The sequence below is a fragment of the Mesorhizobium humile genome (genome assembly GCF_033977215.1).
Taxonomy (GTDB): domain Bacteria; phylum Pseudomonadota; class Alphaproteobacteria; order Rhizobiales; family Rhizobiaceae; genus Mesorhizobium; species Mesorhizobium humile.
The window spans coordinates 480705-507422 of record NZ_JAVIIV010000001.1; the positions used below are offsets into that span (position 1 = coordinate 480705).

27 protein-coding genes and 1 tRNA gene are annotated in these 26718 nt (G+C 63.9%); 20 read left to right on the top strand and 8 right to left on the bottom strand.

Annotated elements, in window-relative coordinates:
- The first annotated feature begins 45 nt into the window (after window positions 1-45).
- Both RFM52_RS02275 and RFM52_RS02280 read left to right on the top strand, forming a co-directional pair.
- A complete protein-coding gene (locus RFM52_RS02275) occupies window positions 46-1626 on the top strand; it encodes a 5-guanidino-2-oxopentanoate decarboxylase (protein WP_320294222.1) in 1581 nt (526 codons plus the stop codon).
- A gap of 193 nt (window positions 1627-1819) precedes the next feature.
- Window positions 1820-2527, top strand: a complete 708-nt coding sequence (locus tag RFM52_RS02280) for an SDR family NAD(P)-dependent oxidoreductase (protein WP_320294223.1) — start codon at window positions 1820-1822, stop codon at window positions 2525-2527.
- Window positions 2528-2648: 121 nt separating this feature from the next.
- Here the strand turns inward: RFM52_RS02280 and rpsA are convergent, their stop codons facing one another.
- The 3 genes from rpsA to aroA all read right to left on the bottom strand — a co-directional run bounded on the left by rpsA (window position 2649) and on the right by aroA (window position 6649).
- Window positions 2649-4346: a 30S ribosomal protein S1 gene (gene rpsA / locus RFM52_RS02285; protein ID WP_320294224.1), complete on the bottom strand. Its 1698-nt coding sequence runs from the start codon at window positions 4344-4346 to the stop codon at window positions 2649-2651.
- A gap of 193 nt (window positions 4347-4539) precedes the next feature.
- Window positions 4540-5190, bottom strand: coding sequence for a (d)CMP kinase (gene cmk / locus RFM52_RS02290; RefSeq protein WP_320294225.1), 651 nt, complete (start codon window positions 5188-5190; stop codon window positions 4540-4542).
- Between the two features lie 100 nt (window positions 5191-5290).
- Complete coding sequence (gene aroA / locus RFM52_RS02295) at window positions 5291-6649, bottom strand: 3-phosphoshikimate 1-carboxyvinyltransferase (RefSeq protein ID WP_320294226.1); 1359 nt, start codon at window positions 6647-6649, stop codon at window positions 5291-5293.
- Between the two features lie 196 nt (window positions 6650-6845).
- On the opposite strand from aroA, the gene RFM52_RS02300 reads away from it, so the two are divergent.
- The 3 genes from RFM52_RS02300 (at window position 6846) to RFM52_RS02310 (ending at window position 8140) form a co-directional block, all read left to right on the top strand.
- Entirely contained in the window at window positions 6846-7241 is a 396-nt protein-coding gene (locus tag RFM52_RS02300) for a TIGR02300 family protein (RefSeq protein ID WP_320294227.1), read from the top strand.
- A gap of 161 nt (window positions 7242-7402) precedes the next feature.
- Window positions 7403-7478: transfer RNA gene (locus tag RFM52_RS02305), tRNA-Ala, on the top strand.
- A 230-nt stretch (window positions 7479-7708) separates the two neighbouring features.
- Window positions 7709-8140 (top strand): hypothetical protein, encoded by a 432-nt coding sequence (locus RFM52_RS02310; RefSeq protein WP_320294228.1) that lies wholly within the window; start codon window positions 7709-7711, stop codon window positions 8138-8140.
- A gap of 253 nt (window positions 8141-8393) precedes the next feature.
- On the opposite strand, the gene RFM52_RS02315 is transcribed toward RFM52_RS02310, so the two are convergent.
- Window positions 8394-8936: a pentapeptide repeat-containing protein gene (locus tag RFM52_RS02315; protein WP_320327829.1), complete on the bottom strand. Its 543-nt coding sequence runs from the start codon at window positions 8934-8936 to the stop codon at window positions 8394-8396.
- Window positions 8937-9634: 698 nt separating this feature from the next.
- On the opposite strand from RFM52_RS02315, the gene RFM52_RS02325 reads away from it, so the two are divergent.
- Complete coding sequence (locus RFM52_RS02325; RefSeq protein ID WP_320294230.1) at window positions 9635-9988, top strand: hypothetical protein; 354 nt, start codon at window positions 9635-9637, stop codon at window positions 9986-9988.
- Between the two features lie 13 nt (window positions 9989-10001).
- On the opposite strand, the gene RFM52_RS02330 is transcribed toward RFM52_RS02325, so the two are convergent.
- The gene (locus RFM52_RS02330; protein ID WP_320294231.1) at window positions 10002-10331 is read right to left on the bottom strand and encodes a beta-propeller fold lactonase family protein; all 330 of its coding nucleotides are present in this window, start codon (window positions 10329-10331) and stop codon (window positions 10002-10004) included.
- Window positions 10332-10637: 306 nt separating this feature from the next.
- Here RFM52_RS02330 and RFM52_RS02335 point away from each other — a divergent pair, with 306 nt between their 5' ends.
- From RFM52_RS02335 to RFM52_RS02345, 3 genes are read left to right on the top strand one after another with little or no spacing between them, the layout of a single operon-like run.
- Window positions 10638-11189 carry a MaoC family dehydratase gene (locus RFM52_RS02335; protein WP_320294232.1) on the top strand — a complete coding sequence of 184 codons (552 nt, stop codon included), beginning with the start codon at window positions 10638-10640 and terminating at the stop codon, window positions 11187-11189.
- 3 nt (window positions 11190-11192) lie between these two features.
- A complete protein-coding gene (locus RFM52_RS02340; RefSeq protein ID WP_320294233.1) occupies window positions 11193-12353 on the top strand; it encodes a CaiB/BaiF CoA transferase family protein in 1161 nt (386 codons plus the stop codon).
- A gap of 14 nt (window positions 12354-12367) precedes the next feature.
- A complete protein-coding gene (locus tag RFM52_RS02345; RefSeq protein ID WP_320294467.1) occupies window positions 12368-13495 on the top strand; it encodes an extracellular solute-binding protein in 1128 nt (375 codons plus the stop codon).
- On the opposite strand, the gene RFM52_RS02350 is transcribed toward RFM52_RS02345, so the two are convergent.
- Both RFM52_RS02350 and RFM52_RS02355 read right to left on the bottom strand, forming a co-directional pair.
- A complete protein-coding gene (locus tag RFM52_RS02350; RefSeq protein WP_320294234.1) occupies window positions 13492-14331 on the bottom strand; it encodes an amidohydrolase family protein in 840 nt (279 codons plus the stop codon). The genes RFM52_RS02345 and RFM52_RS02350 overlap by 4 nt on opposite strands.
- A gap of 170 nt (window positions 14332-14501) precedes the next feature.
- A complete protein-coding gene (locus RFM52_RS02355; protein ID WP_320294235.1) occupies window positions 14502-15290 on the bottom strand; it encodes an IclR family transcriptional regulator in 789 nt (262 codons plus the stop codon).
- Between the two features lie 165 nt (window positions 15291-15455).
- On the opposite strand from RFM52_RS02355, the gene RFM52_RS02360 reads away from it, so the two are divergent.
- From RFM52_RS02360 to RFM52_RS02410, 11 genes are all read left to right on the top strand, one after another.
- Window positions 15456-16772: an ABC transporter substrate-binding protein gene (locus RFM52_RS02360; protein ID WP_320294236.1), complete on the top strand. Its 1317-nt coding sequence runs from the start codon at window positions 15456-15458 to the stop codon at window positions 16770-16772.
- Between the two features lie 121 nt (window positions 16773-16893).
- Complete coding sequence (locus RFM52_RS02365) at window positions 16894-17790, top strand: carbohydrate ABC transporter permease (RefSeq protein WP_320294237.1); 897 nt, start codon at window positions 16894-16896, stop codon at window positions 17788-17790.
- A 2-nt stretch (window positions 17791-17792) separates the two neighbouring features.
- Window positions 17793-18659: a carbohydrate ABC transporter permease gene (locus RFM52_RS02370; RefSeq protein ID WP_320294238.1), complete on the top strand. Its 867-nt coding sequence runs from the start codon at window positions 17793-17795 to the stop codon at window positions 18657-18659.
- 4 nt (window positions 18660-18663) lie between these two features.
- The gene (locus RFM52_RS02375) at window positions 18664-19761 is read left to right on the top strand and encodes an ABC transporter ATP-binding protein (RefSeq protein ID WP_320294239.1); all 1098 of its coding nucleotides are present in this window, start codon (window positions 18664-18666) and stop codon (window positions 19759-19761) included.
- A 2-nt stretch (window positions 19762-19763) separates the two neighbouring features.
- Entirely contained in the window at window positions 19764-20876 is a 1113-nt protein-coding gene (locus tag RFM52_RS02380; RefSeq protein WP_320294240.1) for a mandelate racemase/muconate lactonizing enzyme family protein, read from the top strand.
- Window positions 20877-20886: 10 nt separating this feature from the next.
- Window positions 20887-21216, top strand: a complete 330-nt coding sequence (locus RFM52_RS02385) for an L-rhamnose mutarotase (RefSeq protein WP_320294241.1) — start codon at window positions 20887-20889, stop codon at window positions 21214-21216.
- The gene (locus tag RFM52_RS02390; RefSeq protein ID WP_320294242.1) at window positions 21209-22282 is read left to right on the top strand and encodes a Gfo/Idh/MocA family protein; all 1074 of its coding nucleotides are present in this window, start codon (window positions 21209-21211) and stop codon (window positions 22280-22282) included. Before RFM52_RS02385 ends, RFM52_RS02390 begins: the two co-directional genes overlap by 8 nt.
- A gap of 8 nt (window positions 22283-22290) precedes the next feature.
- Window positions 22291-22737, top strand: a complete 447-nt coding sequence (locus tag RFM52_RS02395; protein ID WP_320294243.1) for a MaoC/PaaZ C-terminal domain-containing protein — start codon at window positions 22291-22293, stop codon at window positions 22735-22737.
- A gap of 17 nt (window positions 22738-22754) precedes the next feature.
- Window positions 22755-23486, top strand: coding sequence for an SDR family oxidoreductase (locus tag RFM52_RS02400; protein WP_320294244.1), 732 nt, complete (start codon window positions 22755-22757; stop codon window positions 23484-23486).
- Between the two features lie 52 nt (window positions 23487-23538).
- Entirely contained in the window at window positions 23539-24816 is a 1278-nt protein-coding gene (locus RFM52_RS02405) for an L-fuconate dehydratase (RefSeq protein ID WP_320294245.1), read from the top strand.
- Window positions 24817-24881: 65 nt separating this feature from the next.
- A complete protein-coding gene (locus tag RFM52_RS02410; RefSeq protein WP_320294246.1) occupies window positions 24882-25541 on the top strand; it encodes a DUF2161 domain-containing phosphodiesterase in 660 nt (219 codons plus the stop codon).
- Between the two features lie 28 nt (window positions 25542-25569).
- On the opposite strand, the gene dgoD is transcribed toward RFM52_RS02410, so the two are convergent.
- Window positions 25570-26718 (bottom strand): galactonate dehydratase, encoded by a 1149-nt coding sequence (dgoD, locus tag RFM52_RS02415; RefSeq protein WP_320294247.1) that lies wholly within the window; start codon window positions 26716-26718, stop codon window positions 25570-25572.

Consider the following 26718-nt stretch of genomic DNA (forward strand, 5'->3'; position numbering starts at 1 on the left):
GTTTTCCGTCCGGAATTGCGTAAGAAACAAAAGGGGAGGAAACCTATGACCACCATCGGCGAAGCGCTGATCACCTTGCTCGAAGCGCATGGCGTCGACACCGTCTTCGGCATTCCGGGCGTGCACACCGTCGAGCTCTATCGCGGCCTGGCGCGTTCGAAGATCCGCCATGTCACGCCGCGCCATGAGCAGGGCGCCGGCTTCATGGCCGACGGCTATGCGCGTGCCGGCGGGCGGCCGGGCGTCGCCTTCGTCATCACCGGGCCGGGGCTGACCAACACCATCACCGCCATGGGCCAGGCGCGCGCCGATTCGGTGCCGATGCTGGTGATCTCGGGCGTCAACGCCACCGATACGCTGGGCAAGGGGCTGGGCTTCCTGCATGAGCTGCCGGATCAGCGCGGCATGATGGAAAAGGTCGCGCTGTTTTCCGAACGTGTCACCGAGGCCGCGCAGCTGCCGGGCGCTCTCGCCCGCGCCTTCGCCGTTTTCTCTTCCTCACGTCCGGGTCCGGTCCATATCGAAATCCCCACCGACATCATGGTGAAGCCCGCCGACGATATCGCGGCGGCGCTGAGCAACGCCACGCCGCCCGCTCCGGCCCCGGCGGCGATTGCCGAAGCGGCAAAGCTCATCAAGGCGGCGCGCCGGCCGCTGATCCTCGCCGGTGGCGGCGCAAGGAAGGCCGACGCGGCGCTGCGGCGCCTGGCCGAGACGCTTGGCGCGCCGGTCGTCGAGACCGCCAATGCGCGCGGCCTGCTGCATGGCCACCCGCTGTGCGTGCCGGCGAGCCCCAGCCTCAAAGCGGTGCGCGCGTTGATGGCGAACGCCGATCTGGTGATTGCGGCCGGCACCGAGTTCGGACCGACCGATTATGACGGCTATGGCGACGGCGGCTTCGTGCTGCCGAAAAACCTGATCCGCATCGATATCGGCGCCGACCAGATCGCGCGCCGGCCGGTGACGGTCGGTATCCAGGCGGATTGCGCCGAAGCGATCGAGGCTCTGCTCGCGGCGATCGGGCCGGGTCATCCTCAAGCGAAGGATGGCGAGGCTCGCGCGGCCGCCGCGCGGAAAGCAGCGTTGGCCGAACTGAAGCCCGAATACCTGGCGCAGGTTCATGCCGTGGAAACGATCCGCGACGCGCTGCCGGGCACCATCATCGTCGGCGATTCGACCCAGCCGATCTACGCCGCCAATCTCTATTACGACCATGACCGTCCCGGCGGCTGGTTCAACGCCGCGACCGGTTTCGGCGCACTGGGTTACGGTCCGCCGGCGGCGATCGGCGCGGCGCTTGCCGTTCCGCAAGCGCCCGTGGTGTGCCTCACCGGCGATGGCGGCTTCCAGTTCACCTTGCCCGAGATCGGCGCCGCGCTCGACGCCGAAACGCCCGTGATCTTCGTCGTCTGGAACAACCGCGGCTATCGCGAGATCGAAACGTCGATGCTCGATGTCGGCGTCGAGCCGGTCGGCGTGTCGCCGGCGCCGCCCGATTTCTGCAAGCTCGCCGAGGCCTATGGCATCGAGGCCGAGCGGCTGGCCGGGGCCGGTGGTCTTGCCGTGGCGCTGAAGCGCGCGCGGGCGGCCGGCAAGCCGCGCGTCATCGAAATCACCGTCGACTGAAAGGCTGGTGCGTCTGCCGGTTGCCATTGCAGCGCCGGCAAATCGATGCCGCCTGCCATGGTTCGACGCATGCAAAGACGCGGCGCCTGCCATGTCGATATTTCAATTGAGTGACGACGCGAAAGGCGCGACGTTCCAATCTGGGGCGGCATAACCAAAAGAAATCATAAAAAGTGACAGGAGCGGTCGAAGTATGACGGAAACGCTGAATGGCAGGCATGTCGTGGTGACGGGCGGCACTGGGGCGCTCGGCGGCGCGGTTGTCGGCAGATTGCTGGAGCAAGGCGCGATCTGCCACGTGCCCAATGCCCACGCGGCGGCCCCGCCGCATTTTCCTTACGCAGCCCACGCCAGCGTGCATCTGGCGCATAATGTCGACCTGTCGGATTCGGCCAAGGTCGAAGCCTTCTACCATCAGGTCCCGGAGCTCTGGGCCTCTATCCACCTTGCCGGCGGCTTCACCATGGCGCCGGTCGAAAAGATCGAGTCGGCCTCCTTCGCCGAGATGATGGACACCAACGCCCGCACAGCCTTCCTGTGCAGCCGCGCCGCTGTGCGCTCGATGTTGTCGTCCAATACGGCCGGCCGTATCGTCAATGTCACCGCGCGCGCCGGGCTGGAGCCGAGGCGCGGCTCCGGCATGGTCGCCTATGCCGCGAGCAAGGCGGCGGTCGCGGCGATGACGGTGGCCATGGCCGAGGAGTTGAAGCACAAGGGCATCCTGGTCAACGCCGTGGCGCCCTCGACGCTCGACACGCCTGCCAACCGCGCCGATATGCCCGACGCCGATTTCGCCAAATGGGTCAGCCTCGAAGCCGCGGCGGAAGCGATCGCTTACCTGGCCTCGCCCGCAAACCAGGCCATGAGCGGCACGCTGGTCCCGCTCTACGGCCGCGCCTGACCGCACGGATATCCGACAAAGAAAAACCCCGCCGGAGCGATCCGGCGGGGTTTTGTTATTCGACGGCAAGGGCTTACGCAATTCCGGACGGAAAACCGCGTAGCGGTTTTCCTGGAATGCTCTAGTTGCCCTGCTTCTTCAGCGCCGCGCCCAGGATATCGCCCAGCGAGGCGCCGGAGTCGGTCGAGCCGTACTGGGCGACCGCTTCCTTCTCCTCGGCGATTTCCAGCGCCTTGATCGAGACCTGCAGCTTGCGGGTCTTCTTGTCGAAGGCGATGACGCGGGCGTCGACCTTCTGGCCGACGGTGAAGCGCTCGGGGCGCTGCTCGTCGCGGTCGCGCGAAAGATCGGAACGCTTGATGAAGGTCTCGATGCCGCTGTCGACCAGCCGCACGTCCAGACCGCCATCCTTCACGCCGATGACCTCGCAGGTGACGACGGCGTTCTTGCGCAGTTCGCCGCTGTTGGCCGCTTCGCCGACCGAGTCACGGGCCAGCTGCTTGATGCCGAGCGAGATGCGCTCCTTCTCGATGTCGACGTCGAGCACCTGCGCCTTGACCATGTCGCCGCGATTGTACTCTTCGATGACCTGCTCGCCCGGACGGGTCCAGTCGAGGTCGGAAAGGTGGACCATGCCGTCCACGTCGCCGTCCAGGCCGATGAACAGGCCGAACTCGGTCTTGTTCTTGACCTCGCCCTCGACCTGGCTGCCGACCGGATGGCTCGAGGCAAAAGCCTGCCACGGGTTTTCCAGCGTCTGCTTGAGGCCGAGCGAGATGCGGCGCTTGGCCGGATCGACCTCGAGCACCACCACGTCGACTTCCTGCGTCGTCGACAGGATCTTGCCGGGGTGCACGTTCTTCTTCGTCCACGACATTTCCGAAACGTGGATGAGGCCTTCGATGCCCGGCTCCAGCTCGACGAACGCGCCGTAGTCGGTGATGTTGGTGACGGTGCCCTTGATCTTCTTGCCGATCGGGAACTTGGTGCCGATGTCCGACCACGGATCCGACTCGAGCTGCTTCATGCCGAGCGATATGCGGTGGGTTTCCTGGTTGATGCGGATGATCTGCACCTTGACCGTCTGGCCGATGTTGAGGATCTCGGTCGGATGGTTGACACGACGCCATGCCATGTCGGTGACATGCAGCAGGCCGTCGATGCCGCCGAGGTCGACGAACGCACCGTAATCGGTGATGTTCTTGACCACGCCTTCGACCACCTGGCCTTCCTCGAGGTTCTGCACGATTTCCGAACGCTGTTCGGCGCGGCTCTCCTCGAGCACGGTGCGGCGCGACACCACGATGTTGCCGCGACGGCGATCCATCTTGAGGATCTCGAAGGGCTGCGGGTTGTGCATCAGCGGGGTGACGTCGCGGATCGGGCGGATATCGACCTGGCTGCGCGGCAGGAACGCCACGGCGCCGTCGAGGTCGACGGTGAAGCCGCCCTTGACCTGGTTGAAGATGACGCCTTCGACGCGCTCACCCTTGGTGAACTTCTCTTCGAGGCGCACCCAGCTCTCCTCGCGGCGAGCCTTCTCGCGCGACAGCATGGCTTCGCCAAGCGCGTTCTCGATGCGCTCGACATAGACCTCGACGGTGTCGCCGACCTTGAGGGAGGACTCTTTGCCCTTGGCGCCGAATTCCTTCAGCGGCACGCGGCCTTCGACCTTGAGGCCGACATCGATGATGGCCATGTCCTTTTCGATCGCGGTGATCGTGCCCCGGACAACCTGGCCCTCGCCGGAATGGCCGGCGGTGAATGATTCTTCGAGCATGCTCGCGAAATCGTCGCGAGACGGATTAGCAACTGACATTGTTTCTCCTGGAATGCTCCGCGCGCTGGCGGAGCGGGCGCCGTGGGTTAGCGTTGCGTGAGCCTGCCGGCGTTCCGGGCTGAAAGCCCTTGGCCGCTGTTCAGGCGGCAAGTCCGGCGCATGAAGAATGCTGGCAGGCTGGTTCGTGCCCGATATGGGTATTTTCGCCGCCGACGGCAACCGAAAAACCTGATCAGGCCTTGTTTCTCTTGGTGAGGACCTCGTCAACGATGGCCATCGCCGCCAGAAACGCGGCTTCTATAGCCATTTCGCTGGTATCAAGCAAGTGCGCGTCCGCTGCCGGCTTCAAGGGCGAGTCGGCGCGGCCCATGTCGCGCTCGTCGCGACGCTCGATATCGGCAAGGATCGTCGCGAAATCGGCGCTGCCGCCCATGCTCTCGATCTCGGCCAGCCGGCGTTGCGCCCGCACCGCCGCGCTTGCCGTGACATAGAGCTTGATGTCGGCATCGGGGCACACGACCGTGCCGATGTCGCGGCCGTCGAGCACCGCGCCCGGCGGCGCCTTGGCGAAGGCCCGCTGCTTCTCCACCAGGATACGCCGCACAGTGGGTATGACCGCGACCTTGGAGGCCGCCTCGCCCACCGCATGCGCCGACAGCACCGTGCGGTCGAGGGTCGACAGGTTCACCTGCCGCGCTGCGGTTTCGGCCGCCGAGACATTGTCGAGCGGCAGGCCGAGTTCCAGCAGCTTGTGCGCCACCGCGCGATAGGTGAGGCCGGTGTCGAGAAGGTTCAGCCGGTAATGGTCGGCGAGCCGGCGGGCCAGGGTGCCTTTGCCCGCACCGGCAGGGCCGTCGATGGCGATCGTGAAGGTGTGGGTCATTGGCTGGTCGGCCTGAACAGAGGGCGCAAGGAACAAGACGAGGGCCGTGATCCTTCGCGCTGTCCCGCCAGCGTCTCAGTTTGGCTTCGACCCATCGCCCCTACTCGATCTCCGCGCCCAGCCCCGTCATCAATCCCATGAACTCCGGAAAGCTTGTCGTGATCATGTTGGCGTCGTCGATGGTCACCGGCTTCTCCGTCGCCAGCCCCATCACCAGGAAACTCATGGCGATGCGGTGGTCGAGATGCGTCTTCACCACCGTGTCCTGACCGTTCGGATGCGCACCCAGGCCCTTGCCGCCGGGTCTGCCGCGCACGGCGAGCGAAGCCTCGCCCTCGGTGCAATCGACGCCGTTGAGCTTCAGCCCATTGGCCACCGCTGAGAGCCGGTCGGATTCCTTGACGCGCAATTCCTCCAGCCCCTGCATCAGCGTCTCGCCCTCGGCGAAGCTCGCCGCCACCGCCAGCACCGGATATTCGTCAATCATCGACGGCGCGCGCTCGGGCGGCACCACCACGCCTTTCAGTTCCGACGAGCGCACGCGCAGGTCCGCCACGTCCTCGCCGCCGGCATTGCGCGGGTTGAGGATGTCGATGCGCCCGCCCATTTCCTGCAGCGTCAGGAGCAGCCCGGTGCGGGTCGGGTTCATCAGCACATTCTCGATCAAGATGTCCGAGCCCGGCACGATCAGCGCCGCCACCAGCGGGAAGCCGGCCGAGGAAGGATCGCCCGGCACGGCGATCGTCTGCCCGGTGAGCTTGCCCTGGCCTTCGATGAAGATATGGCGCACGCCGCGCTCGTCGGTCTCGACGGTCAAATTGGCGCCAAAACCTTTCAGCATCTTTTCGGTATGGTCGCGCGTCATCACCGGTTCGATCACCGTCGTGATGCCCGGCGTGTTGAGGCCGGCAAGCAGCACCGCCGACTTCACTTGGGCCGACGCCATCGGCACGCGATAGGTGATCGGCGCGGCATGCTTCGGGCCGTGCAGCGTGATCGGCATGCGGTCGCCAGGTGCTGCCTTCAGCACCTGCACGCCCATCTGGCGCAGCGGGTCGAGCACGCGGCCCATCGGCCGGCCGGAAAGCGAGGCATCGCCGATGAAGGTCGTCTCCATGTCATAGGTGCCGACGAGGCCCATGGTGAGGCGCGAGCCGGTGCCGGCATTGCCGAAGTCGAGCGGACCTTCGGGCTGCAGCAACGCGCCGTTGCCGGTGCCGCGGATCACCCATTCGGCGCCGTTCTTTTCGATATGCGCGCCCATCGCCTTCATGGCGGCGCCCGTGCGCATCACGTCCTCGCCCTCGAGCAGGCCGGTGATGCGGGTTTCGCCGGAGGCAAGGCCGCCGAACATGAAGGAGCGGTGCGAGATCGATTTGTCGCCCGGCACGCGCGCGGTGCCGGCAAGGGCAGGGGATTTGCGGGCCGTGGCTGGCTTTGCGGCGGCGGAGTGAGACATCCTTGTCTTCCAAATGAAATGCCGGCTGGCCGGCTCGGTTCGTCATGGTGCGGCGGTCTCGTATCACGGTGCGTTGCAATGGTCATCCCCTTGTGCGAGGCCTTCGAATACGAGCATTTTGCAATGCCGGCTTTTGGCTTTGACAGCGCTCAAAACTGCGGTTATGGGGTCCACTCTTTTATTGACGAGGCCTGCTGTGGCAAAAGCTGAACTTGGCACCAAGCGTGTCGACCCCGAAACGGGTCGGAAATTCTACGATCTCAACAAGGATCCGATCGTCTCGCCCTATACCGGCAAGAGCTATCCGCGCTCCTATTTCGACGAGGGCAAGATTTCCGCCCTCGAGGAGGATGAGGAAGTCGCCGAGAAGGAAGTAGACGCCGAGGAAGAGGACGGTGCCGAAGTCGTCTCGCTCGAGGAGGCCGACGACGAGGCCAAGGGCGGCGGCGACGATCTTCCCGATCTTGGCGATGATGAAGAGGATGTCGATCTCGGCGACGATGAGGACGACACCTTCCTTGCCGACGAAGAAGAAGAGGACGACGACGTCGCCGATATGATCGGCGTCGGCGACGACGATGACGAGGTCTGATTTCGTTTGCCGGCCATTTTGGCCTGTGACGAAAAAGCGGTCTTTGAAGGCTTGATCTTGACCGAAGGCGGCGCTAGAAGCCGCCAGCACTAAACGACGGCGCGGTTCCCAACCGCGCCGGATCTCTTCGCCGGAAACGGCGCCGGCCGACTGCCGGGAGTGGGGCCATAGCTCAGTTGGGAGAGCGCTTGAATGGCATTCAAGAGGTCGTCGGTTCGATTCCGATTGGCTCCACCAAACAGTCCTCTATGTTAATAAAATCAAATACTTAGAAGGGTCAGAAATGACCCCCTGATCCTTACTTCTGACCCCTTTGGGAGAGTAGGCCGGCTCCTGTGCCCTATGGGCCGGGAAGTTGCGGTTCTGTTCCCACCGCGCAACGTCCGCCGCTTGTAGGCGTTGTATCGATTGGAGGAGCCATGGCCACCCTAGTGCCGGCTCGTTGTTGACCAATCGGAGGCGCTTAGATGTCGAAATTCACAGAAGCCCTTGAACGGGGCAAGCAAGCGGACGGTCGTCAAAGCGCCCCTGCGAAAGAGCAAATTGCTCCAGTGGACTTTGGCGCACAGGCCAGGGCTTGGCTAAACGACGTTGCGGTTGCTGCGCTGGAGGCGGCGAAGGCCGAGGTAGCAGAAGACGTAACGGTCGACGTAGACACAGAGCCGCTCCGCCAAGACGAAGCGTTAGCGCCAACCGTGCGGTTTCAAATTTACCGGAACGCAGAGGTGCAGGCCCCCGCCGGTAGGACGTTCACTATCAGCGTTGCGGTAAGTGGAGAGGTCTCGGTGTCTGCGCCAGGTGTGGTGGCGGAAAGCGTTGGGAACATAGCTGACATGTCAGATGAAAGGTTCCGCAGCTTCATTGCGAAGCAGATCGAGGCCGCCGCTAAGGGAAGCTAGGTACGCCAAAGGGTTTCCCGTTCGTGGGGCTTGGGAGTTGTTGGAAGCCTCATAGGCTCTCTTCCGTGTCAGGTAGTGCGGCATGATCCGTCATGACATCGCAGCCGATCTGGAAAGCGCAGCCAATCACATCGCCGACGTTTCCCGGGCGACCCTCAGGTGATGGGCCAATCCTTGTCGTACGCGCGACCGCGCTAATTTGAGACCGGGCCCTTCGGCGTCTTGGGCCTTCCGAGATCGCAAGGCAATTCGGTTAACAACCGCTGTTGTCCTTGTGGCCATCAGGCATAATTGTGGCGCAAAGTTTCGCCTCGGCCAACAAAGTTGCGTCTGCGTTCATCCCGCCGGTAAGGTCGGCTTTATTGAGGTTGGCGCCCTTGAATTTCACAAATTCGAGGTGGGCCTCGCGAAGATTGGCGCCTGTCAGGTTCGCTCCCGTGAGGTCCGCGCCGTGCAGCGAGGCATTCGACAGATTTGCGTCGGACAGGTCGGCATCGGAAAAGAGTGCGTTTGTCAGGACAACTCCGGACAGATCGGCACCTGTCAGCCTTGCGCCCTTGAAATTCACAAAGCCAAGGTTCGCTCCCTTCAAGTGGGCGTCCGTCAGGTTTGCATTCGTCAGGATTGCTCCCGGCAGATAAACATTCTCCAACAGTGCCTCGGACAAATCGCAGTCTGGGCACGATTTGTTGGTCTTGAGCAAAGCGATGGAGTTTTGATCGAAGGCATGTGCATCCAACAGGCACATTTCGAGAAGGGCCAAAGCCCCACCGGATTTTGCAAGCCACGAGGACATCATTTTATCCCTCTTTCAGCGGGGAGACGGCGTCAATAAATGCGGAGATGCTAATATGTTGACACCTTGTGCTCTATTACGAGCGTTGTCCATGGCAGTCGAAGCCGTTCTTGGTAATGCCGTCAGCGTCCTTGATGACTTGGGTCCGGTAGCCGTCGAACTTGACCTCATGGCCCCATTCACCACCCTTCGGCGGCTGTTCGACAAGCTCGGGCTCCATAGGGCGGATGAACGACGGCCGAACGGGGCTGGCGTCTTGGTGATCGGAGACAAAACAGCACCGTGGATGGGGAGAACGGCGCTGTCGCGGGCGCTTGGGGCGGACCGCGATAGTCTCGAAATCCGGTGGGTTTGGCGGCGACGACCTGCTCGCCTGATTGTTCGCTTGGGGTACGAACGATAGCGCCCGAGGAAATCCCTATGCCGGCAGCGGCAACTAGGCTAAGGGGCTTCCTGTCAGAGGGATGCTTATGAGAATTCCGGTTCTGGATGGGAAACTGGCGCGGGGATGGGTTCGATCCGGATTGCTTGCGCGACCAAACAATCTCTTGCCGATGCTTTGCATCGCGGCCGCTCTTGTTGCCTGCCAATCCACTCCGGACACACAGCCTGTTGCTAACTCGCAACCTGTTGCCGACCCGCAACCAGCTCCGGCCGCCATTGCTGCTCAAGCTCCGGCTTTGTCGAATTCGGCGGCGTTGGATCAAACGGTCGCGGTTGTTCCGCCCGGCAAGGGCGTACCGGCCAAATACGCCGCGTTCTCCGGCATATGGGCCGGGCAGCTCAACGGCATGTATGACGGCAAGCTGGCGGTCCTGACCGTGTCCTCGGGCGGGCAGGTGACGGCCAGCTACGCATGGGGCAACCTGGCCGACAACAAGCCAGGCGTCGCCGACGGCTCAGGCAGGATTTCCGGCAACACGTTGAAACTCGGGCGCCTGCCGAACGGCGCCGACATCACCGCCACGATGCCGTCGCCAGGAACGCTCAACGTTACCTATGCGTTGGCGGGGCAGACCTATACAGGCTCGTTCGCCCGGGTCAGCCAGTAAGCAAGCTTGGCTGTTAAGATCGAAGCGGGTCCCGCGTGATCCGCACGCACATCGGCGTTCCGATCTCGATGGCACGGCCGGTGCCGGTCAGCCGGCCGCTCGTCTCGTCGCGGGCGAAGATCGAGATGCGGTCGGCGTTCTGGTTGGCCGAAAACAGATGCCTGCCCGATGGCGTCACCGACAGGAAGGTCGGGTTGTCGACCTCGTCGGTCTCGGCAAGCTTTTGCACGGCAAGCGTCGCCTCGCCGAAAGCGTAGACGCCGAGGCCGACGCCCCGCGCGCCCTGGAAATAGGGCGCCTCGCGGTTGAGGCTGCCGACAAAGACAGGACAGGCGCTTTGCATCGATCTTCCTCCCAGGCAGGTTCCGCAAAAGTGTCCCACGGGTTTGCGAAGAGAACCTGCGAAAAACAACAATCCCTGAGCAGGCATTTGTAGGCTTGTCCGCGACTGCCTGCTCAGGGCCGGCGGCCCCTCCGCCTGCACCGGCCGTCAAAAATTTCGCCGATCGTCGCTTGCAAGGTAATCCCATATGTGAAAATATTATTCACAAAAGAAAATTGACGGGAGGAAAGCGATCATGCATCTCGCCATCCGGCATCCTGGCCGGAACCGCCTTGCAGGCCGCGCGGGAACGTCTCGGAGCGAGGCATGAGCGCATTCTCGCCGACCGTCGGTGTCGCCTCGACGCACCCGGCCGACATGCCCGAGGCGCATGCCGACATCCCTGTCTGGAATTCGGAAAACTGGTTCTACGAGGACTGGCAGGTCGGCCACAAAATCCGCTCGCTCCGCCGCACCATCGCCGAGGGCGAAAGCCATATGTTCAATGCGCTGGTGCTGGATATCCATCCTTACGTGCAGGACCAGATGTTCGCCGAGAAGGAAGGTATCTTCGGCAGGCGGCTGGTGGCCGGCGCCTTCGTGTTCTCGGCCGGGCTCGGGCTGGTCGCCACCAATTGCATCAACGCCTTTTCCTATGGCTACGACAGACTGCGCTTCATCAAGCCGGTCTTCATCGGCGACACCATCTACTCGATCCGCACCAACCTCGACAAAAAGCCGCGCTACCAGGACATGGGCCTGATCCGCGCCAGCTATGAAGTCTTCAAGGGTGAAGGAGAGCTGGTGCTCTACTGCGAGCATCTGCAGACGGTGAAATACAAGAACCCGGCCGATTTCGTCGGCAAGACAGAGAAGTGAACCGTGGCCGCTGAAAACGAACTTCCGCTGACCGGCCTCGTCGTCGTCGACATGAGCCAGTTCCTGTCGGGTCCCTATTGTTCGCTGCGCCTGCTCGATCTCGGCGCTCGCGTCATCAAGATCGAGCGGCCCGACGGCGGCGACCTGTCGCGCCGGCTCTATCTCAGCGACACCGAGATCGGCGGCGATTCGACAATTTTCCACGCCATCAACCGCGGCAAGGAGAGCCTGGCCGTCGACCTCAAGAACGAGGCCGACCTCGCCATGCTGTGCGCGCTGATCGCCAAGGCCGACGTGCTCATCCAGAACTTCAGGCCGGGCGTGATCGAGCGGCTCGGCCTCGACTATGAGCATGTGAGAACGATCAACCCCCGGCTCGTCTATGCCTCGATCAGCGGCTATGGCGAGGACGGTCCCTGGGTCAAGCGCCCGGGGCAGGATCTGCTCGCCCAGGCTCGTTCCGGCGTGATGTGGCTGAATGGCGACGAAGGGCAGGGGCCGGTGCCGTTCGGCCTGGCCATCGCCGACATGCTGGCGGGCGCGGCGTGCGCCCAAGGCATCCTCGCCAAGCTGGTGCGGCGCGGCATCACCGGTCAGGGCGGTCACGTCGAGACCAGCCTGCTCGAGGCGCTGGTCGATTTCCAGTTCGAGGTGATGACCACGCATCTCAATGACGGTCGCCGCCTGCCGAAGCGCTCGTCCTTCCGCAGCGCGCATGCCTATCTCTCGGCGCCTTACGGCGTCTATCCGGCCAAGGACGGCTATCTGGCTATTGCCATGACGCCGATCCCGAAGATCGCCGACCTGCTCGAATTGCCTGAGCTCGACCCGTTCCGCGACAAGCCCGCGACCTGGTTCACCGCTCGCGACGAGATCAAGGCGATCATCGCCGGGCGTATAGCCGGGAAAACCATCGACGAATGGCTGGCCATTCTCGAACCCGCCGATGTCTGGTGCGCCAAGGTGCTGACCTGGCCGGAACTGATGCAAAGCGACGGCTTCAAGACGCTCGACATGCTGCAGACCGTGACGCGCGAGGACAACGTCTCGATCCTCACCACCCGCACGCCGCTGCGCGTCGACGGCGCGCGCGCCAGGGTGGATCGCGCTGCCCCCCGCATCGGCGAGCATAGCGACAGGATCCGTGCGGAGTTCGGCCTGTGATCCGGTTGAAAGGCATGACCTGGAGCCATCCGCGCGGCTATGACCCGATGGTGGCGTGCTCGGCGCTGTGGAAGGAAAAGACCGGCATCTCGATCGACTGGGAAAAACGCTCGCTGCAGGATTTCGAGTCCTTCCCGGTGGAAGAGCTCGCCCGCGCCTATGATCTGATCGTCATCGACCATCCGCATGTCGGCCAGATCACCGCCGAAAAATGTCTGGCGCCGCTCGATGTGCCGGGACGCGAGGCGGACCGCAATGCACTCGCGCGGGCAAGCGTCGGCCGGTCCTATCCGAGCTACACCTGGCAGGGTCGGCAATGGGCTTTCCCGATCGATGCCGCCACCCAGGTGCAGGCCTGGCGGCCCGATCTGATCGAAGCCGCGCCGGCGATCTGGACCGAAGTGCTGGCGCTTGCCGAGCAGGGCCGCGTGCTCTTGCCGCTCCGGCCACCGCATTCGCTGATGTGCTTCTATACCCTTGCCGCCGATCTCGGCCGGCCTTGCGTGGTCGACGGGTCGGCTGACCTTGTCGATGGCGAGACTGGCGAAACCGCCTTCGAGATGCTGCGCGAGATCGCGGTGCTGGTCGATCCCGCATGCCTGACCATGGACCCGATCGCGGTGTTCGAAAGGATGGCGGAAGCCAATTCCCGCATCGCCTGCGCGCCGCTGATCTACGGCTATGTTCCCTATGCGGTGGCGGGTTTCCGGCCGCACCGCCTCGCCTTTGCCGACATGCCTGTCGCCGGCGGCACCAGCCCGGTCGGCTCGGCGCTCGGCGGCACCGGCATTGCCGTCTCCGCCTTTTCCGCCGCGCGCGAGGCGGCAATCGACTTCGCCTATTGGATCGCCAGCGGCGACGTGCAGCGCGGGCCTTACGCCGCCGCTGGCGGCCAGCCCGGTCATGCCGCGGCCTGGGAGGACGATGCCGTCAACGCCGCGACGGGCGACTTCTATCGCGACACACGCGCGACGCTCGAAGGCGCCTGGGTCCGCCCGCGCCACGACGGCTACATGGCGTTCCAGCAGCGGGCTTCGGACCGCATCAATGAAGGCCTTGCCGGCAGGCAGGACGCAAGGAGCGTCGTCGCCGACATCAATCGCCTGTTCAAGGAAAGTTTCGCGCCGGCCGCCGCCGGTTAAACCAGCCGCCACAGCCGGCGCGCATTGCCCGAAAGCAGGCGGGTCCGCTCTGAGTCGCTTGCCCCGGCCAACAGCGCATGGGTAGCAGCAACCCATGTGGTCAGCCCACCGCCCAACGTGCAAACCGGCCAGTCGCTGCCCCAGATCACCCGGTCCCAGCCGAAACACTGGATCGCGTGCTCGACATAGGGCTTGAGCGTCTCGACCGTCCAGGTCGCCGGGTCGGTATAGGCGACAACGCCGGAGATTTTACCGACGACATTCGGACGCTTGGCGATGGCTTCCATATGCTCACGCCACGGATGCTCCGCATTGCCCTTGATGTCGGGCACGCCGCAATGGTCGAGGACGAACTGGACGTCGGGCGCGAGGTCGGCCAGCGCCATCGCCTTCGGGATCTGATGCGGCAGCACCACGAGGTCGAAGGTCAGGCCGGTGCCGGCAAGCCGCTTGATGTTCTGGCGAAACAGTGCCCCTTCCGACAGATCGTCGGGCACGACATGCAGCACGCGGCGGAAACCCTTGACGAAGGGCTCGGCCTTGACCGATTCCAGATAGGACTCGAAACCGGCCTCCTCGGGCCGGCACGAGGCGATGGCGCCTCTAAGCAGGCTGCCTGCCCGACCGGCGACCGACTTCACATAAGCCGTCTCGGCGGCGATGTCGGCGGGGTCGACATCGACCTCCATATGCAACACCGCTTCGATGCCTGAGCGCCGCGCGTCGGCGGCATATTCCTCATAGGAGAAATCGCGGTTCAGCGCCGGCACACCGGCCAGCCACGGATAGCGAAGCGCGCTCTGGTCGATGAGGTGCAGATGCGTGTCGATGATCATGGCGGCGTCTCCTCCCGTTGCGCTGGAGAATGATCCCGAAAAGTTGCAGACTTTTCGGATAAGATCATGCTCCAAGAAACAAAGCCTTAGAGCGGGATGGCCGGCTGCTTTTGAACCCATCCCGCTCTAAGGCACTATCTCGCCTAAAAATTCATTATTCAAATAAGAAATTACTGCGATTGCGGCACATCGGATCCGGCGAGCTGCGAGAGCCTCGCAGCGGCGTCCTGCAAATGACGAATCGTCAGCGTGATATCGGGCGCCGTGGGCGCGTTGACGAGGGTGATATAGGGGATGGTCAACGCCGCGATGGCTCTGCCGTCCGGCCCCAGCACCGGCGTCGAAAGATTGTAGACACCGGCGGTCTGCAGCGACGCCATCATCTCGTAACCGCGGTCGCGCACCTGGTCGAGGCGGGCGAAGAACTCCGGCGTCAGGGCGAACTGTTCGGTGCTCTGCAGATGCTCGGCGATCATCATCTTGCGCTCTTCGGGCGAGCGGAAGGCGAGCAGCACATGGCCGGATCCGGTGTCGAACAGGCTGATATGCGAGCCGACGCGGATCGAGATGCCCCAGTAACGCGGCGCTTCCTGCTGCGCGATAACCACGGCGGCGCCGCGGTCGAACACCACCAACTGGTTGGCCTGCCATGATGTTTCGGCCAGTTCCCGCATGATCGGCGTCGCGTAGGACACCAGCCGGCGCACCGGCGCGTGCAGTTGCGCGAGGCCGAAAAGCTTGAGCGTCAGCGAATAACGGTCGCCGTCGATCTTGGTGACATAGCCGCGCCGCACCAGGCGGTCGAGCATCCGGTAGAATTCGTTCGGGCTGCGGTCGAGCCGCTTGGCGATCTCCGCCTGCGTCAGCCCGCCATCCACGCTCGACAGCAGTTCGAGGATATCCAGCCCCTTGTCGAGCGCCGGCGCGCGGTAGCGGTCCCCATCTTCTTCCTCTGCCACCTGCCCCTCCAGTGAATTTCGATCTGCATATATGCATGAACTTCATTTCGCTCAAAGCATAATCGGCTTGACCCGGGAATGAAAATGCTATTTGCATATGAATGAAGCTTGAGCGATCGGCTGCGCATCCGGCGGGCCGTCGCCGCAGGCTGTTGGGAGGAGAACATGACGAGACTGGTTCTAGGCATTTCCGCCGGCCTGGCTGGCCTGCTGCTGAGCGGCACGGCGTTTGCGGCCGATCTGCCCGGCAAATATCCGGGCGTGACGATCGACGCCAAGCTGATCGGCGGCCAGCAATATGAGAAACTCTACGAGCGCATTCCCGAGTGGGAGAAGCTGACCGGCGCCAAGGTCAACATCCTGTCGAAGAAGAACCACTTCGATCTCGACAAGGAGATCAAGTCGGACATCGCCTCCAACTCGATCACCTGGTGCGTCGGCTCCAACCACACCTCGTTCGCGCCGCAATATCCCGGCATCTACACCGATCTCGCCAAGCTGTTGCCGAAGGAAGAGATCGATGCCTTCGTCCCGGCCAACGTCGCCGCCGGCACGCTGGACGGCAAGCTGGTGATGCTGCCACGCGCCCAGTTCGACGTCTCGGCGCTCTATTACCAGAAGAGCCTTTATAAGGACGAAGCCAAGAAGAAGGCCTACAAGGACAAATATGGCGAGGAGCTGGCGCCGCCGGACACGTTCGACGAGATGGCGCAGCAGGCCGAATTCTTCGCCAGCCCGCCCGATTTCTACGGCACGCAATATGCCGGCAAGGAAGAGGCGATCAACGGCCGCTTCTACGAGATGGTGATCGCCGACGGCGGCGAATATCTCGACAAGGATGGCAAGCCCGCCTTCAACTCCGAGGCCGGCGTCAAGGCGCTCGACTGGTTCGTCAACCTCTACAAGGCCAAGGCCGTGCCGGCCGGCACCACCAATTATCTGTGGGACGATCTCGGCCAGGGCTTCGCTTCGGGCACGGTGGCGATCAACCTCGACTGGCCGGGCTGGGCCGGCTTCTTCAACGACCCGAAGTCGTCCAAGGTCGCCGGCAATGTCGGGGTCAAGGTCCAGCCCAAGGGTTCGTCCGGCAAGCGTTCCGGCTGGTCCGGCGCGCATGGCTTCTCGGTGACTGAGAACTGCGCCAACAAGGAAGCTGCCGCCTCCCTGGTCTGGTGGCTGACCAATGAGGACAGCCAGAAGCTGGAAGCCGCGGCCGGCCCGCTGCCCACCCGCACCAAGGTTTGGGAGTGGGACCTCGAGCAGGCGAAGTCCGATCCGTACAAGACCGAAGTGCTGCAGGCCTTCCAGGAAGCCGCCAAGAACGCCTTCCCTGTGCCGCAGACGCCGGAATGGATCGAGATATCCAACGCCGTCTATCCTGAGCTGCAGGCCGCCATCCTCGGCGACAAGACGTCGAAGCAGGCGCTCGATGAGGCTGCCGCCAAGGCAACGCAGATCCTCCAGGACGCCGGCAAGCTCTAAGCTTCCACCCCCCGCGGCCGCCTCCCCGCAAACCGGGGAGGCGGCCGCTCAAGCCTGCGCAAAATGTCATTACCCGGTTTCGGCCGCGGCTTGGTCATCTCACTTCGCTCACAGGGTCCCGATGAAGGGCTTCAAGCCATCCGCGCCGATACTGCTTCTGCTGCCGGCCTTCGTCGTGTTGGCGGCGGTAGTGCTCGTGCCGCTGCTTTTGTCGCTCTATTCCAGCTTCACGCCATTTCGCCTGACCAGGCCCGAAACCTTCTTCGTGCTGATCGGCTTCAGGAACTACGTCTCGATCCTGAGCAACCCGGACTTCTGGTACGCTTTCGGCCGGACGGTGCTTTTGCTCACCGTCGCGCTCAACCTCGAAATGCTGCTCGGCCTCGGCCTGGCGATGCTGGTCGAGAAGGCGACGCGCGGCCAGCGCATCCTGCGCACGCTGATGATGTTTCCGATGATGTTCTCGCCGATCCTGGTCGGTTTCCAGTTCAAGTTCATGTTCAACGACAATATCGGCCTGGTGAACAATGCGCTGCAGTCGTTGGGCATCACGCAGGACGCCATCCCGTGGCTGATCGAAAGCCATCTCGCCTTCATCGCCATCTCGATCGCCGAGATCTGGTCGTCGACCTCGATCTTCGCCATCTTGATCCTGGCCGGGCTGCTCGCCATGCCCAAGGAGCCGATCGAGGCGGCGCGCGTTGATGGCTGCACGCCATGGCAGACCTTCCGCTATGTGACCTGGCCGTTCGTCATGCCCTTTGCCTACATCGCCATGACGATCCGCTCGCTCGACGTGGCGCGCGCCTATGACATCGTCAAGATCATGACTGATGGCGGCCCGGCCGGCCGCACCGAGCTGTTGTGGACGCTGATCGGGCGGACTGCCTATAGCGACGCGCGCATGGGTCTCGCCAACGCCATGGCCTATTTCTCGATCCTGCTCTCGATCGCCTTCACCGTCTACTTCTACAACAAGCTCGCCGCGGCGCGTGCGCAGATCGGCGCGGAGTGGTGACGATGGACGAGAACGCCTCCGCCCGCCTGATGCGCCGCGCGCTGACCGTCGCGCACCGCGTCGGCTTGTTCCTCGCCATGCTCCTGATCTGCCTGCCGGGCATCTGGATCGTGCTGTCGTCGCTGAGGCCCACGGTCGAGATCATGGCCAAGCCGCCGGTGTGGATCCCGCAAGAATTGTCCTTCGACGCCTACATCGCCATGTTCAGCGGCATCGGCAAGGGCGGCATTCCTGTGCTCGACTATTTCCGCAACTCGCTGATCATCTCGGTCTCCTCGACGGTGATCGCGCTGGCCATCGGCATGGCCGGCGGCTACGCCTTCGCGCGCTACCGCTTCCGCGGCAAGTCCGGCATGTTCCTCGGCCTGATGCTGACGCGCACCGTGCCCGGCATCGCCATGTCGCTGCCGCTGTTCTTCGTCTATGCGCGGCTCGGCATCATCGACACGCATTTCGGCATGATCCTCGCCTATGTGGCGTTGAACATCCCTTTCACCATCTGGCTGATCGACGGTTTCTTCCGCCAGGTGCCGAAGGACCTCGCCGAGGCCGCGCAGATCGACGGCTGCACGCGCTGGCAGGCCTTCTGGCAGGTCGAATTCCCGCTGGCCCGGCCCGGCATCGCCTCCGCCGGCATCTTTGCCTTTCTCACCTGCTGGAACGAGTTCGCCTTGGCCTCGCAGCTGACCCGCTCCGTCAATTCCAAGACGCTGCCCGTCGGGCTGCTCGACTACACGGCCGAATTCACCATCGACTGGCGCGGCATGTGCGCGCTGGCCGTGGTGATGATCATCCCGGCGCTGACCCTCACCTACATTGTCCAGAAACACCTTGTCGGCGGTCTCACCTCCGGCGCGGTGAAAGGTTGACTTCATGGCAACGGTTTCGCTGAAAAAGCTCACCAAGCGCTACGGCAACACCCAAATCGTGCATGGCATCGATCTCGAGATCGCCGACCGCGAGTTCATCGCGCTGGTCGGTCCCTCCGGCTGCGGCAAGTCGACGACCTTGCGCATGATCGCCGGTCTCGAGGATATCAGCGGCGGCGAGATCGATATTGGCGGGCGCATGGTCAACGACCTGCCGCCGCGCTCGCGCAACATCTCCATGGTGTTCCAGTCCTACGCGCTCTACCCGCATATGACGGTGCGCGAGAATCTCGGCTTCTCGCTCAAGATCGCCGGCGCGGCAAAGGACGACATGGACCGGCGCGTGGCGGAAGCCTCCGCCATCCTCGGTCTCGACGAACTGCTTGAGCGCCGTCCCTCGCAGCTCTCCGGCGGCCAGCGCCAGCGCGTCGCCATGGGCCGCGCCATCGTGCGCGATCCCGATGTCTTCCTGTTCGACGAGCCGCTGTCCAATCTCGACGCCAAGCTGCGCACGCAGATGCGCACCGAGATCAAGAAGCTGCACGCCAAGGTGAAGTCGACGGTCATCTACGTCACCCACGACCAGGTCGAGGCGATGACGCTCGCCGACCGTATCGTCATCATGCGCTCAGGCTATATCGAACAGGTCGGCACGCCGGACGAGGTGTTCAGCCGGCCGGCAACCCGCTTCGTCGCAGGCTTCATCGGCTCGCCGCCGATGAACCTGCACGAGGCGACGGTGAGCGACGGCAAACTTGTCTTCAACGGCGGCGACAGCCTGCCTTTGCCTGGACAGTTCAAGTCGAGGACATCGGTCGGCGACAAGGTCGTGTTCGGCATCCGCCCCGATGATTTCTATCCGACCGGCCACGGCCTGAGCTCCGGCGGCGAGACCGAAGTCCACCGCGTCGAGCTGCCGGTCAGCATCACCGAGCCGCTCGGCAACGAGACGCTGGTCTTCGCCGAGTTCAACGGCACCGACTGGGTGTCGCGCATGCTTAATCCGAAGCCGCTGAAGGCCGGCGACAGGATCGGCATGAGCTTCGACTTGAGCCGCGCGCATCTGTTCTCCGCCGAAACCGGCAAGTCGCTGAGGAGCTGAGCATGGCAAAAATCGAGAAAATCGAACTGCGCATGGTCGACCTCGTGCCGAAGGTGAAGCGCACGGACGCCATCCAAAGCTTCGTCAGCCAGGAAACGCCGATCGTCACCATCACCGATTCCGACGGCGCGTCGGGCACCGGCTATAGTTATACGATCGGCACCGGCGGCTCGTCCGTGATGCGGCTTCTGGCCGATCATCTGGCGCCCCGCCTGATCGGCCGCGACGCCGACCAGATCGAGGCGATCTGGCATGATCTCGAATTCGCCACCCACGCCACCACCATCGGCGCCATCACGGCGATCGCGCTGGCCGCGATCGACACGGCGCTTTGGGATCTGCGCGCCAGGAAGCAGAACCTGCCGCTCTGGAAACTCGCCGGCGGCGCCAAGGACCGCTGCCCGCTCTACACCACCGAAGGCGGCTGGCTGCATATAGAGACGCAGGCGCTGGTTGACGACGCGCTCGCCGCGAAGGCCAAGGGTTTCACCGGCTCGAAGGTCAAGATCGGCAAGCCGCACGGTTCCGAGGACGTCGCCCGGCTGTCGGCCGTGCGCAACGCGGTCGGCGACGGCTACGAGATCATGACCGACTGCAACCAGGGCTTTTCCGTCGACGAGGCGATCCGCCGCGCCGAGCGGCTGCGTGAGCTCGACCTCGCCTGGATCGAGGAGCCGCTGCCGGCCGATGACATCGACGGCCATGTGCGGCTGTCGAATTCGACTGCCACGCCGATCGCCGTCGGCGAGTCGCTCTATTCCATCAGGCACTTTCGCGAATACATGCAGAAAGGCGGCTGCAACATCGTCCAGGTTGATGTCGGCCGCATCGGCGGCATCACGCCCTGGCTGAAAGTCGCCCATGCGGCGGAGGCCTTCGACATGCCGGTCTGCCCACATTTCCTGATGGAACTGCATGTCAGCCTCACCTGCGCTATCCAGAACGGCAAATATGTTGAATACATCCCGCAACTCGATGAGTTGACGGGCGCCAAAATGCGCATCGAGAATGGTCATGCGCTGGCGCCTAGCGAACCTGGCATCGGCATCGACTGGGACTGGGACGCCGTGAAGGCAAGAAGCATCGCCGAATTCACCACGGCGATCGTGAAATAGGGAGGCGGATATGCAGCGCATGGGAATGGTGCTGGGCTTAAAGCCCGAGAAGGTCGAGGAATATGTCCGCCTCCACGCAGCCGTGTGGCCGGACGTTCTCGCCATGATCTCGGCCTGCAACATCAAGAACTATTCGATCTACCTGAAGCGGCCGGAGAACCTCCTGTTCTCCTATTTCGAATATGACGGCACCGACTACGCCGCCGACATGGCCAAGATGGCCGCCGACCCGAAGACCCAGGAATGGTGGTCGGTCTGCATGCCTTGCCAGGAGCCGCTGGAAACGCGCAAGGAAGGCGAGTGGTGGGCGACGATGGACGAGGTCTTCCATCATGACTGATGCCTTCGATCCGGCATCGTTGGCACAGTCCTGGCCAAAACCCTCGAAGCCGCGCCCGATCGTCACCTTCGGCGCCGGCTCGATTGTCGGCGACGCGCATTTTCCCGCCTACCGCAAGGGCGGCTTCCCGATTTCCGGCCTCTACGATCCGGATCAGGCGAAGGCTGAGAAGCTTGCCGACAAATGGGGCGTGACGGCGTTCCGTTCGGTCGAGGAAGCGGCGGCGGTGAAGGACGCGATCTTCGATCTCGCGACGCCGCCTGGTCGCCATGCCGACGTGTTGAGGGCACTGCCCGATGGCGCGGTGGCGCTGATCCAGAAGCCGATGGGCAACTATCTCGGCGAGGCGACCGAAATCCTCGAAATCTGCCGCGCCAAGCAACTGAAGGCTGCCGTGAACTTCCAGCTCCGCTTCGCGCCGATGATGCTGGCGCTGAAGGACGCGATCGCCAAGGGCTGGCTGGGCGAGGTGGTGGACTTCGACGCGCTTCTGGCGCTCGACACACCGTGGCAGCTTTGGGAATTCCTGCTCAAGGCGCCGCGCGTCGAGATCGCCATGCATTCGATCCATTATCTCGACCTGATCCGCGAGCTTCTCGGCAATCCGCTGGGCGTGCACGCCAGGACGCTCGGCCATCCCAACCACAAGGTCGCGCAGACCCGCACCAGCGCCATCCTCGACTATGGCGACACGGTGCGCTGCGGGCTGTCGATCAACCACGACCACAAATTCGGGCGCCGCTACCAGGCCTGCGAGTTCCGCATCTGCGGCACCGAGGGTGCTGCCTATGTCAAGCTCGGCCTCAACCTCGACTATCCGCGCGGCGAGCCGGATATCCTGGAGATCCATCCCAAGGGTGGATCGGACTGGGTCAGCGTGCCGCTCGCCGGCGAATGGTTCCCCGATGCCTTCGTCGGCCGCATGGCCAATGTCCAGCGCTTCGCTTCCGGTGAAGACGCCGAGCTTGTCAGCTCCGTCGAGGACGCCTGGCACACCATGGCGCTGGTCGAGGCCGCCTATAAATCGAGCGCGGCGCCGGCAACGCCGCTGGCGGCAAAGCCATAAGGCGGGATATGGAACAGACCACCTATTTCGAGGACTACCTGATCGGTTCATCCCGCCTCACCAGCGGCCGCACCATCACCGAGACCGATTTCATCGTCCATGCCGGCCATACCGGCGATTTCTTTCCGCATCACATGGACGCCGAGTTCATGAAGACGACGCCCTTCGGCCAGCGCATCGCGCATGGCACGCTGGTGTTCTCGGTCGGCGTCGGGCTGACCGCGAGCGTGATCAACCCCGTCGCCTTCTCCTATGGCTACGATAGGCTGCGCTTCATCAAGCCGGTCTTCATCGGCGACACGATCCGCACGCGCACCACGATCGCTGCCAAGGAGGACGACCCGAAACGGCCAAACGCCGGGCGCGTCATCGAGCGCGTCGAGGTCTTGAACCAGCGCGACGAGGTCGTGCTGGCGGCGGATCACATCTACATCGTCGAGCGACGGCCCGGCTGAAAGACGGAGACAAGAACATGGCTGATATCACAGGCAAGGTCGTGGTCGTCACGGCGGCCGCGCAGGGCATCGGACGGGCAAGCGCCCTGGCTTTCGCAAAGGCCGGCGCCATCGTCCACGCCACCGACATCAACGAGGCAGCCCTGGCCGAACTTGGCAAGACGCCCGGGATTGCGGCGCGAAAACTCGACGTGCTGAACGACGAGGCGGTGAAATCCGCCTTCGCCGAGATCGGCCGGGTCGACGCGCTGTTCAACTGCGCCGGCTTTGTCCATGCCGGCTCGATCCTGGAGATGAAGGACGAGGACCTCGACTTTGCCTTCAATCTCAATGTACGCGCCATGATCCGCACCATCCGCGCCGTGCTGCCCGGCATGCTGGAGCGCGGCGACGGCTCGATCATCAACATGGCGTCGGTGGCGGGCGCCCCGAAGGGCGTGCCGAACCGCTTCGCCTACGGCGTGACCAAGGCGGCCGTGATCGGCCTGACCAAATCGATCGCCGCCGACTATGTCGCCAAGGGCATACGCTGCAACGCCATCTGCCCGGGCACCGTCGAGAGCCCCTCGCTTCACGGCCGCATGCAGGCGCAGGGCGACTATGAGGCGGCCCGCGCGGCTTTCATCGCCCGCCAGCCGATGGGCAGGATCGGCACGCCGGAGGAGATCGCAGATCTCGCCGTCTATCTGGCCGGCGCCACCTACACGACCGGGCAGGCCTATAACATCGACGGCGGCTGGTCGATCTGAGGCCGTTTCGGCCGCCAGTTGCGTTACGAGGCAGGCCAGCTAAGAGGCAGCAATGACGAAAATCACGGACCTCAGAACCTTCGACCTGCGCTTCCCGACATCGCAAAGCCTCGACGGCTCCGACGCGATGAATCCGGACCCGGACTATTCGGCCGCCTACGTCATCCTCGACACCGATGTCCCGTCGCTGAAAGGCCATGGCCTCACCTTCACCATCGGCCGTGGCAACGAGATCTGCTGCGCCGCGATCGAAGCGCTGCGCCACCTCGTCGTCGGGCTCGATCTCGACTGGGTGAAAGAGGATCCCGGCCGTTTCTGGCACCATGTGACCGGCGACAGCCAGTTGCGCTGGATCGGCCCGGACAAGGGCGCCATGCATCTTGCGGTCGGCGCCGTAGTCAACGCGGTCTGGGACCTGTGGGCCAAGGAAGCCGGCAAGCCGGTCTGGCGCCTGGTCGCCGAGATGAGCCCCGAAGAGATCGTGCGCATCGTCGATTTCCGCTACCTCACCGACGCCATCACACCGGCCGAAGCGCTGGCGATCCTGAAGAAGGCCGAGGCTGGCAAGGCCGAGCGCATCGCCATACTCGAGCGCGAGGGCTATGCCTGCTACACCACCTCGGCCGGCTGGCTCGGCTATCCCGACGACAAGCTCCGGCGTCTTTGCCAGGAGGCGATCGACGATGGATTCAACCACATCAAGCTGAAGGTTGGCCGCGACCGCGAAGACGACGTCCGGCGTCTCAGGATCGCCCGCGAGGTCATCGGCCCGGACCGCTATCTGATGATCGACGCCAACCAGGTCTGGGAGGTCGACCAGGCGATCGACTGGCTCACGGACCTCGCCTTCGCCAAGCCCTTCTTCATCGAGGAGCCGACCAGCCCGGACGACGTCGCCGGCCATGCCAAGATCCGAAAGGCCGTGGCGCCGATCAAGGTCGCGACCGGCGAGATGTGCCAGAACCGCATCATGTTCAAGCAGTTCATCGCCGGCGGCGCGATCGACGTCGTGCAGATCGATTCCTGCCGCATGGGTGGGCTGAACGAGGTCCTGGCGGTGCTGCTGATCGCCGCCAAGTTCGGTCTGCCGGTCTGGCCGCATGCCGGCGGCGTCGGCCTTTGCGAATATGTCCAGCATCTGTCGATGATCGACTACGTCGCGGTGTCAGGCAGCAAGGACGGTCGCGTCATCGAATATGTCGACCATCTGCACGAGCATTTTTTGGAGCCCTGCGTGATCCGCGACGCCGCCTACATGCCGCCTAGGGCGCCCGGGTTCTCGATCGAGATGAAGCCGCAATCGATCGAGGATTATCTGCATCGCGCCTGACATTGATCCCCGCGACGGCATGCTGTCGCGCGACCGGACCGCCGCGAATCGGCTATGCATCGCCCATGCAGGAAACTTCCCTCTACGAGCCGGTGAAGCGGTTCCTCGAGAGCATGGATTTCGCCGTCAAGGGCGAGATCGGCGGCTGCGACGTGGTCGGCGTGCGCACCGGTGAGCCGGATGTCGTCGTCATCTGCGAGCTCAAGCTGCAATTCAACCTCGAGCTCGTCCTGCAAGCCGTCGACCGTGCGGCGGCCTGTGACGAGGTCTGGCTGGCCGCTCTGATGTCGGCGCGCGGCAAGGGCCGGGAGCACGACCGCCGCTTCCGCGCGCTCTGCCGTCGTCTAGGTTTCGGCCTATTGGGCGTCGGCAAGAAGGGCGAGGTGGAATTGCTGCTCAGTCCCGCCGCCTTGCCGCCGCGCCGCGATCCCAGGCGGCGCTCGCGCCTGGTCGAGGAGCATCACCGCCGCAAGGGCGATCCGTCCATCGGCGGCAGCACGCGCAAGAAGCCGATCATGACCGCTTACCGCCAGGAGGCGCTGGCCTGCGCCGCCGCCATGGCCGACGGTCCGAAGCGGCCGCGCGACCTCAAGACCCTTTCGCCGCGCGCCGCCAGCATTCTTTTGCATAATTACTACGGCTGGTTCGCCAGGGCCGAGCGCGGTGTCTACGCGCTGACCGAAGCCGGTCTCGCCGCCATCGGACCTTTGCCGGCGACGTTATAGGCAATCGAGTGCGAAATAATTTGCCGGCTTACCACTCGGCGAACGAGCCGTCCTTGTGGCGCCAGACCGGGTTGCGCCAGCGATGCCCTTCCTTGGCACGCTCCTTCACATAGTCTTCGTCAATCTCGACCCCCAGGCCCGGACCGTCGGGAATGGCGACATAGCCGTCCTCATAGCGGAACACGTCCTTGTTGGCGGCGTAGTCGAGCAGGTCGTTGCCGGCATTGTAATGGATGCCCAGGCTCTGCTCCTGGATGAAGCAGTTGTAGCTCACGGCGTCGAGCTGCAGGCATGCGGCAAGCGCGATGGGTCCCAGCGGACAATGCGGCGCCACCGCCACGTCATAGGCTTCCGCCATCGCCGCGATCTTGCGGCATTCGGTGATGCCGCCGGCATGCGACAGATCGGGCTGGATGATGTCGACGACCGCCTCCTCGAACACAGATTTGAAGTCCCAGCGGCTGTAGAGCCGTTCGCCGAGCGCGATCGGCGTCGAGCCGAGCGCGGCGATCTCCTTCAGCGCCTCGCGGTTCTCGCTCAGCACCGGCTCCTCGATGAACATCAGCCGGTATGGCTCCAGTTCCTTGACCAGCATACGCGCCATCGGCCGGTGCACGCGGCCGTGGAAATCGACGGCGATGCCGATATTGGGGCCCACCGCCTCGCGCACCATGGCAACCCGCTCGACCGCGGCATCGATCCTGTCATGGCTGTCGACGATCTGCAGTTCCTCGGTACCGTTCATCTTGAGCGCCTGGAAGCCGCGCGCCACCACGTCCCTGGCGCCGGCCGCCACTTCCGCCGGCCGGTCGCCACCGATCCAGGAATAGACCTTGATCGTCTCGCGCAGCTTGCCGCCGAGCAGTTCATGCACCGGAACGCCGAGCGCCTTGCCCTTGATGTCCCACAGCGCCTGGTCGATGCCGGCGATCGCGCTCATAAGGATCGGCCCGCCGCGATAGAAGCCGCCGCGATGCATCACCGTCCAATGATCCTCGATCAGGCGCGGATCCTTGCCGATCAGATAATCGGCCAGTTCCTTGACCGCCGCTTCGACCGTCAGCGCCTTGCCTTCGACCACAGGCTCGCCCCAGCCGCTGATGCCGGCATCGGTCTCGACCTTGAGGAAGAGCCAGCGCGGCGGAACGATGTAGGTGGTCAAGGCGGTGATTTTCAT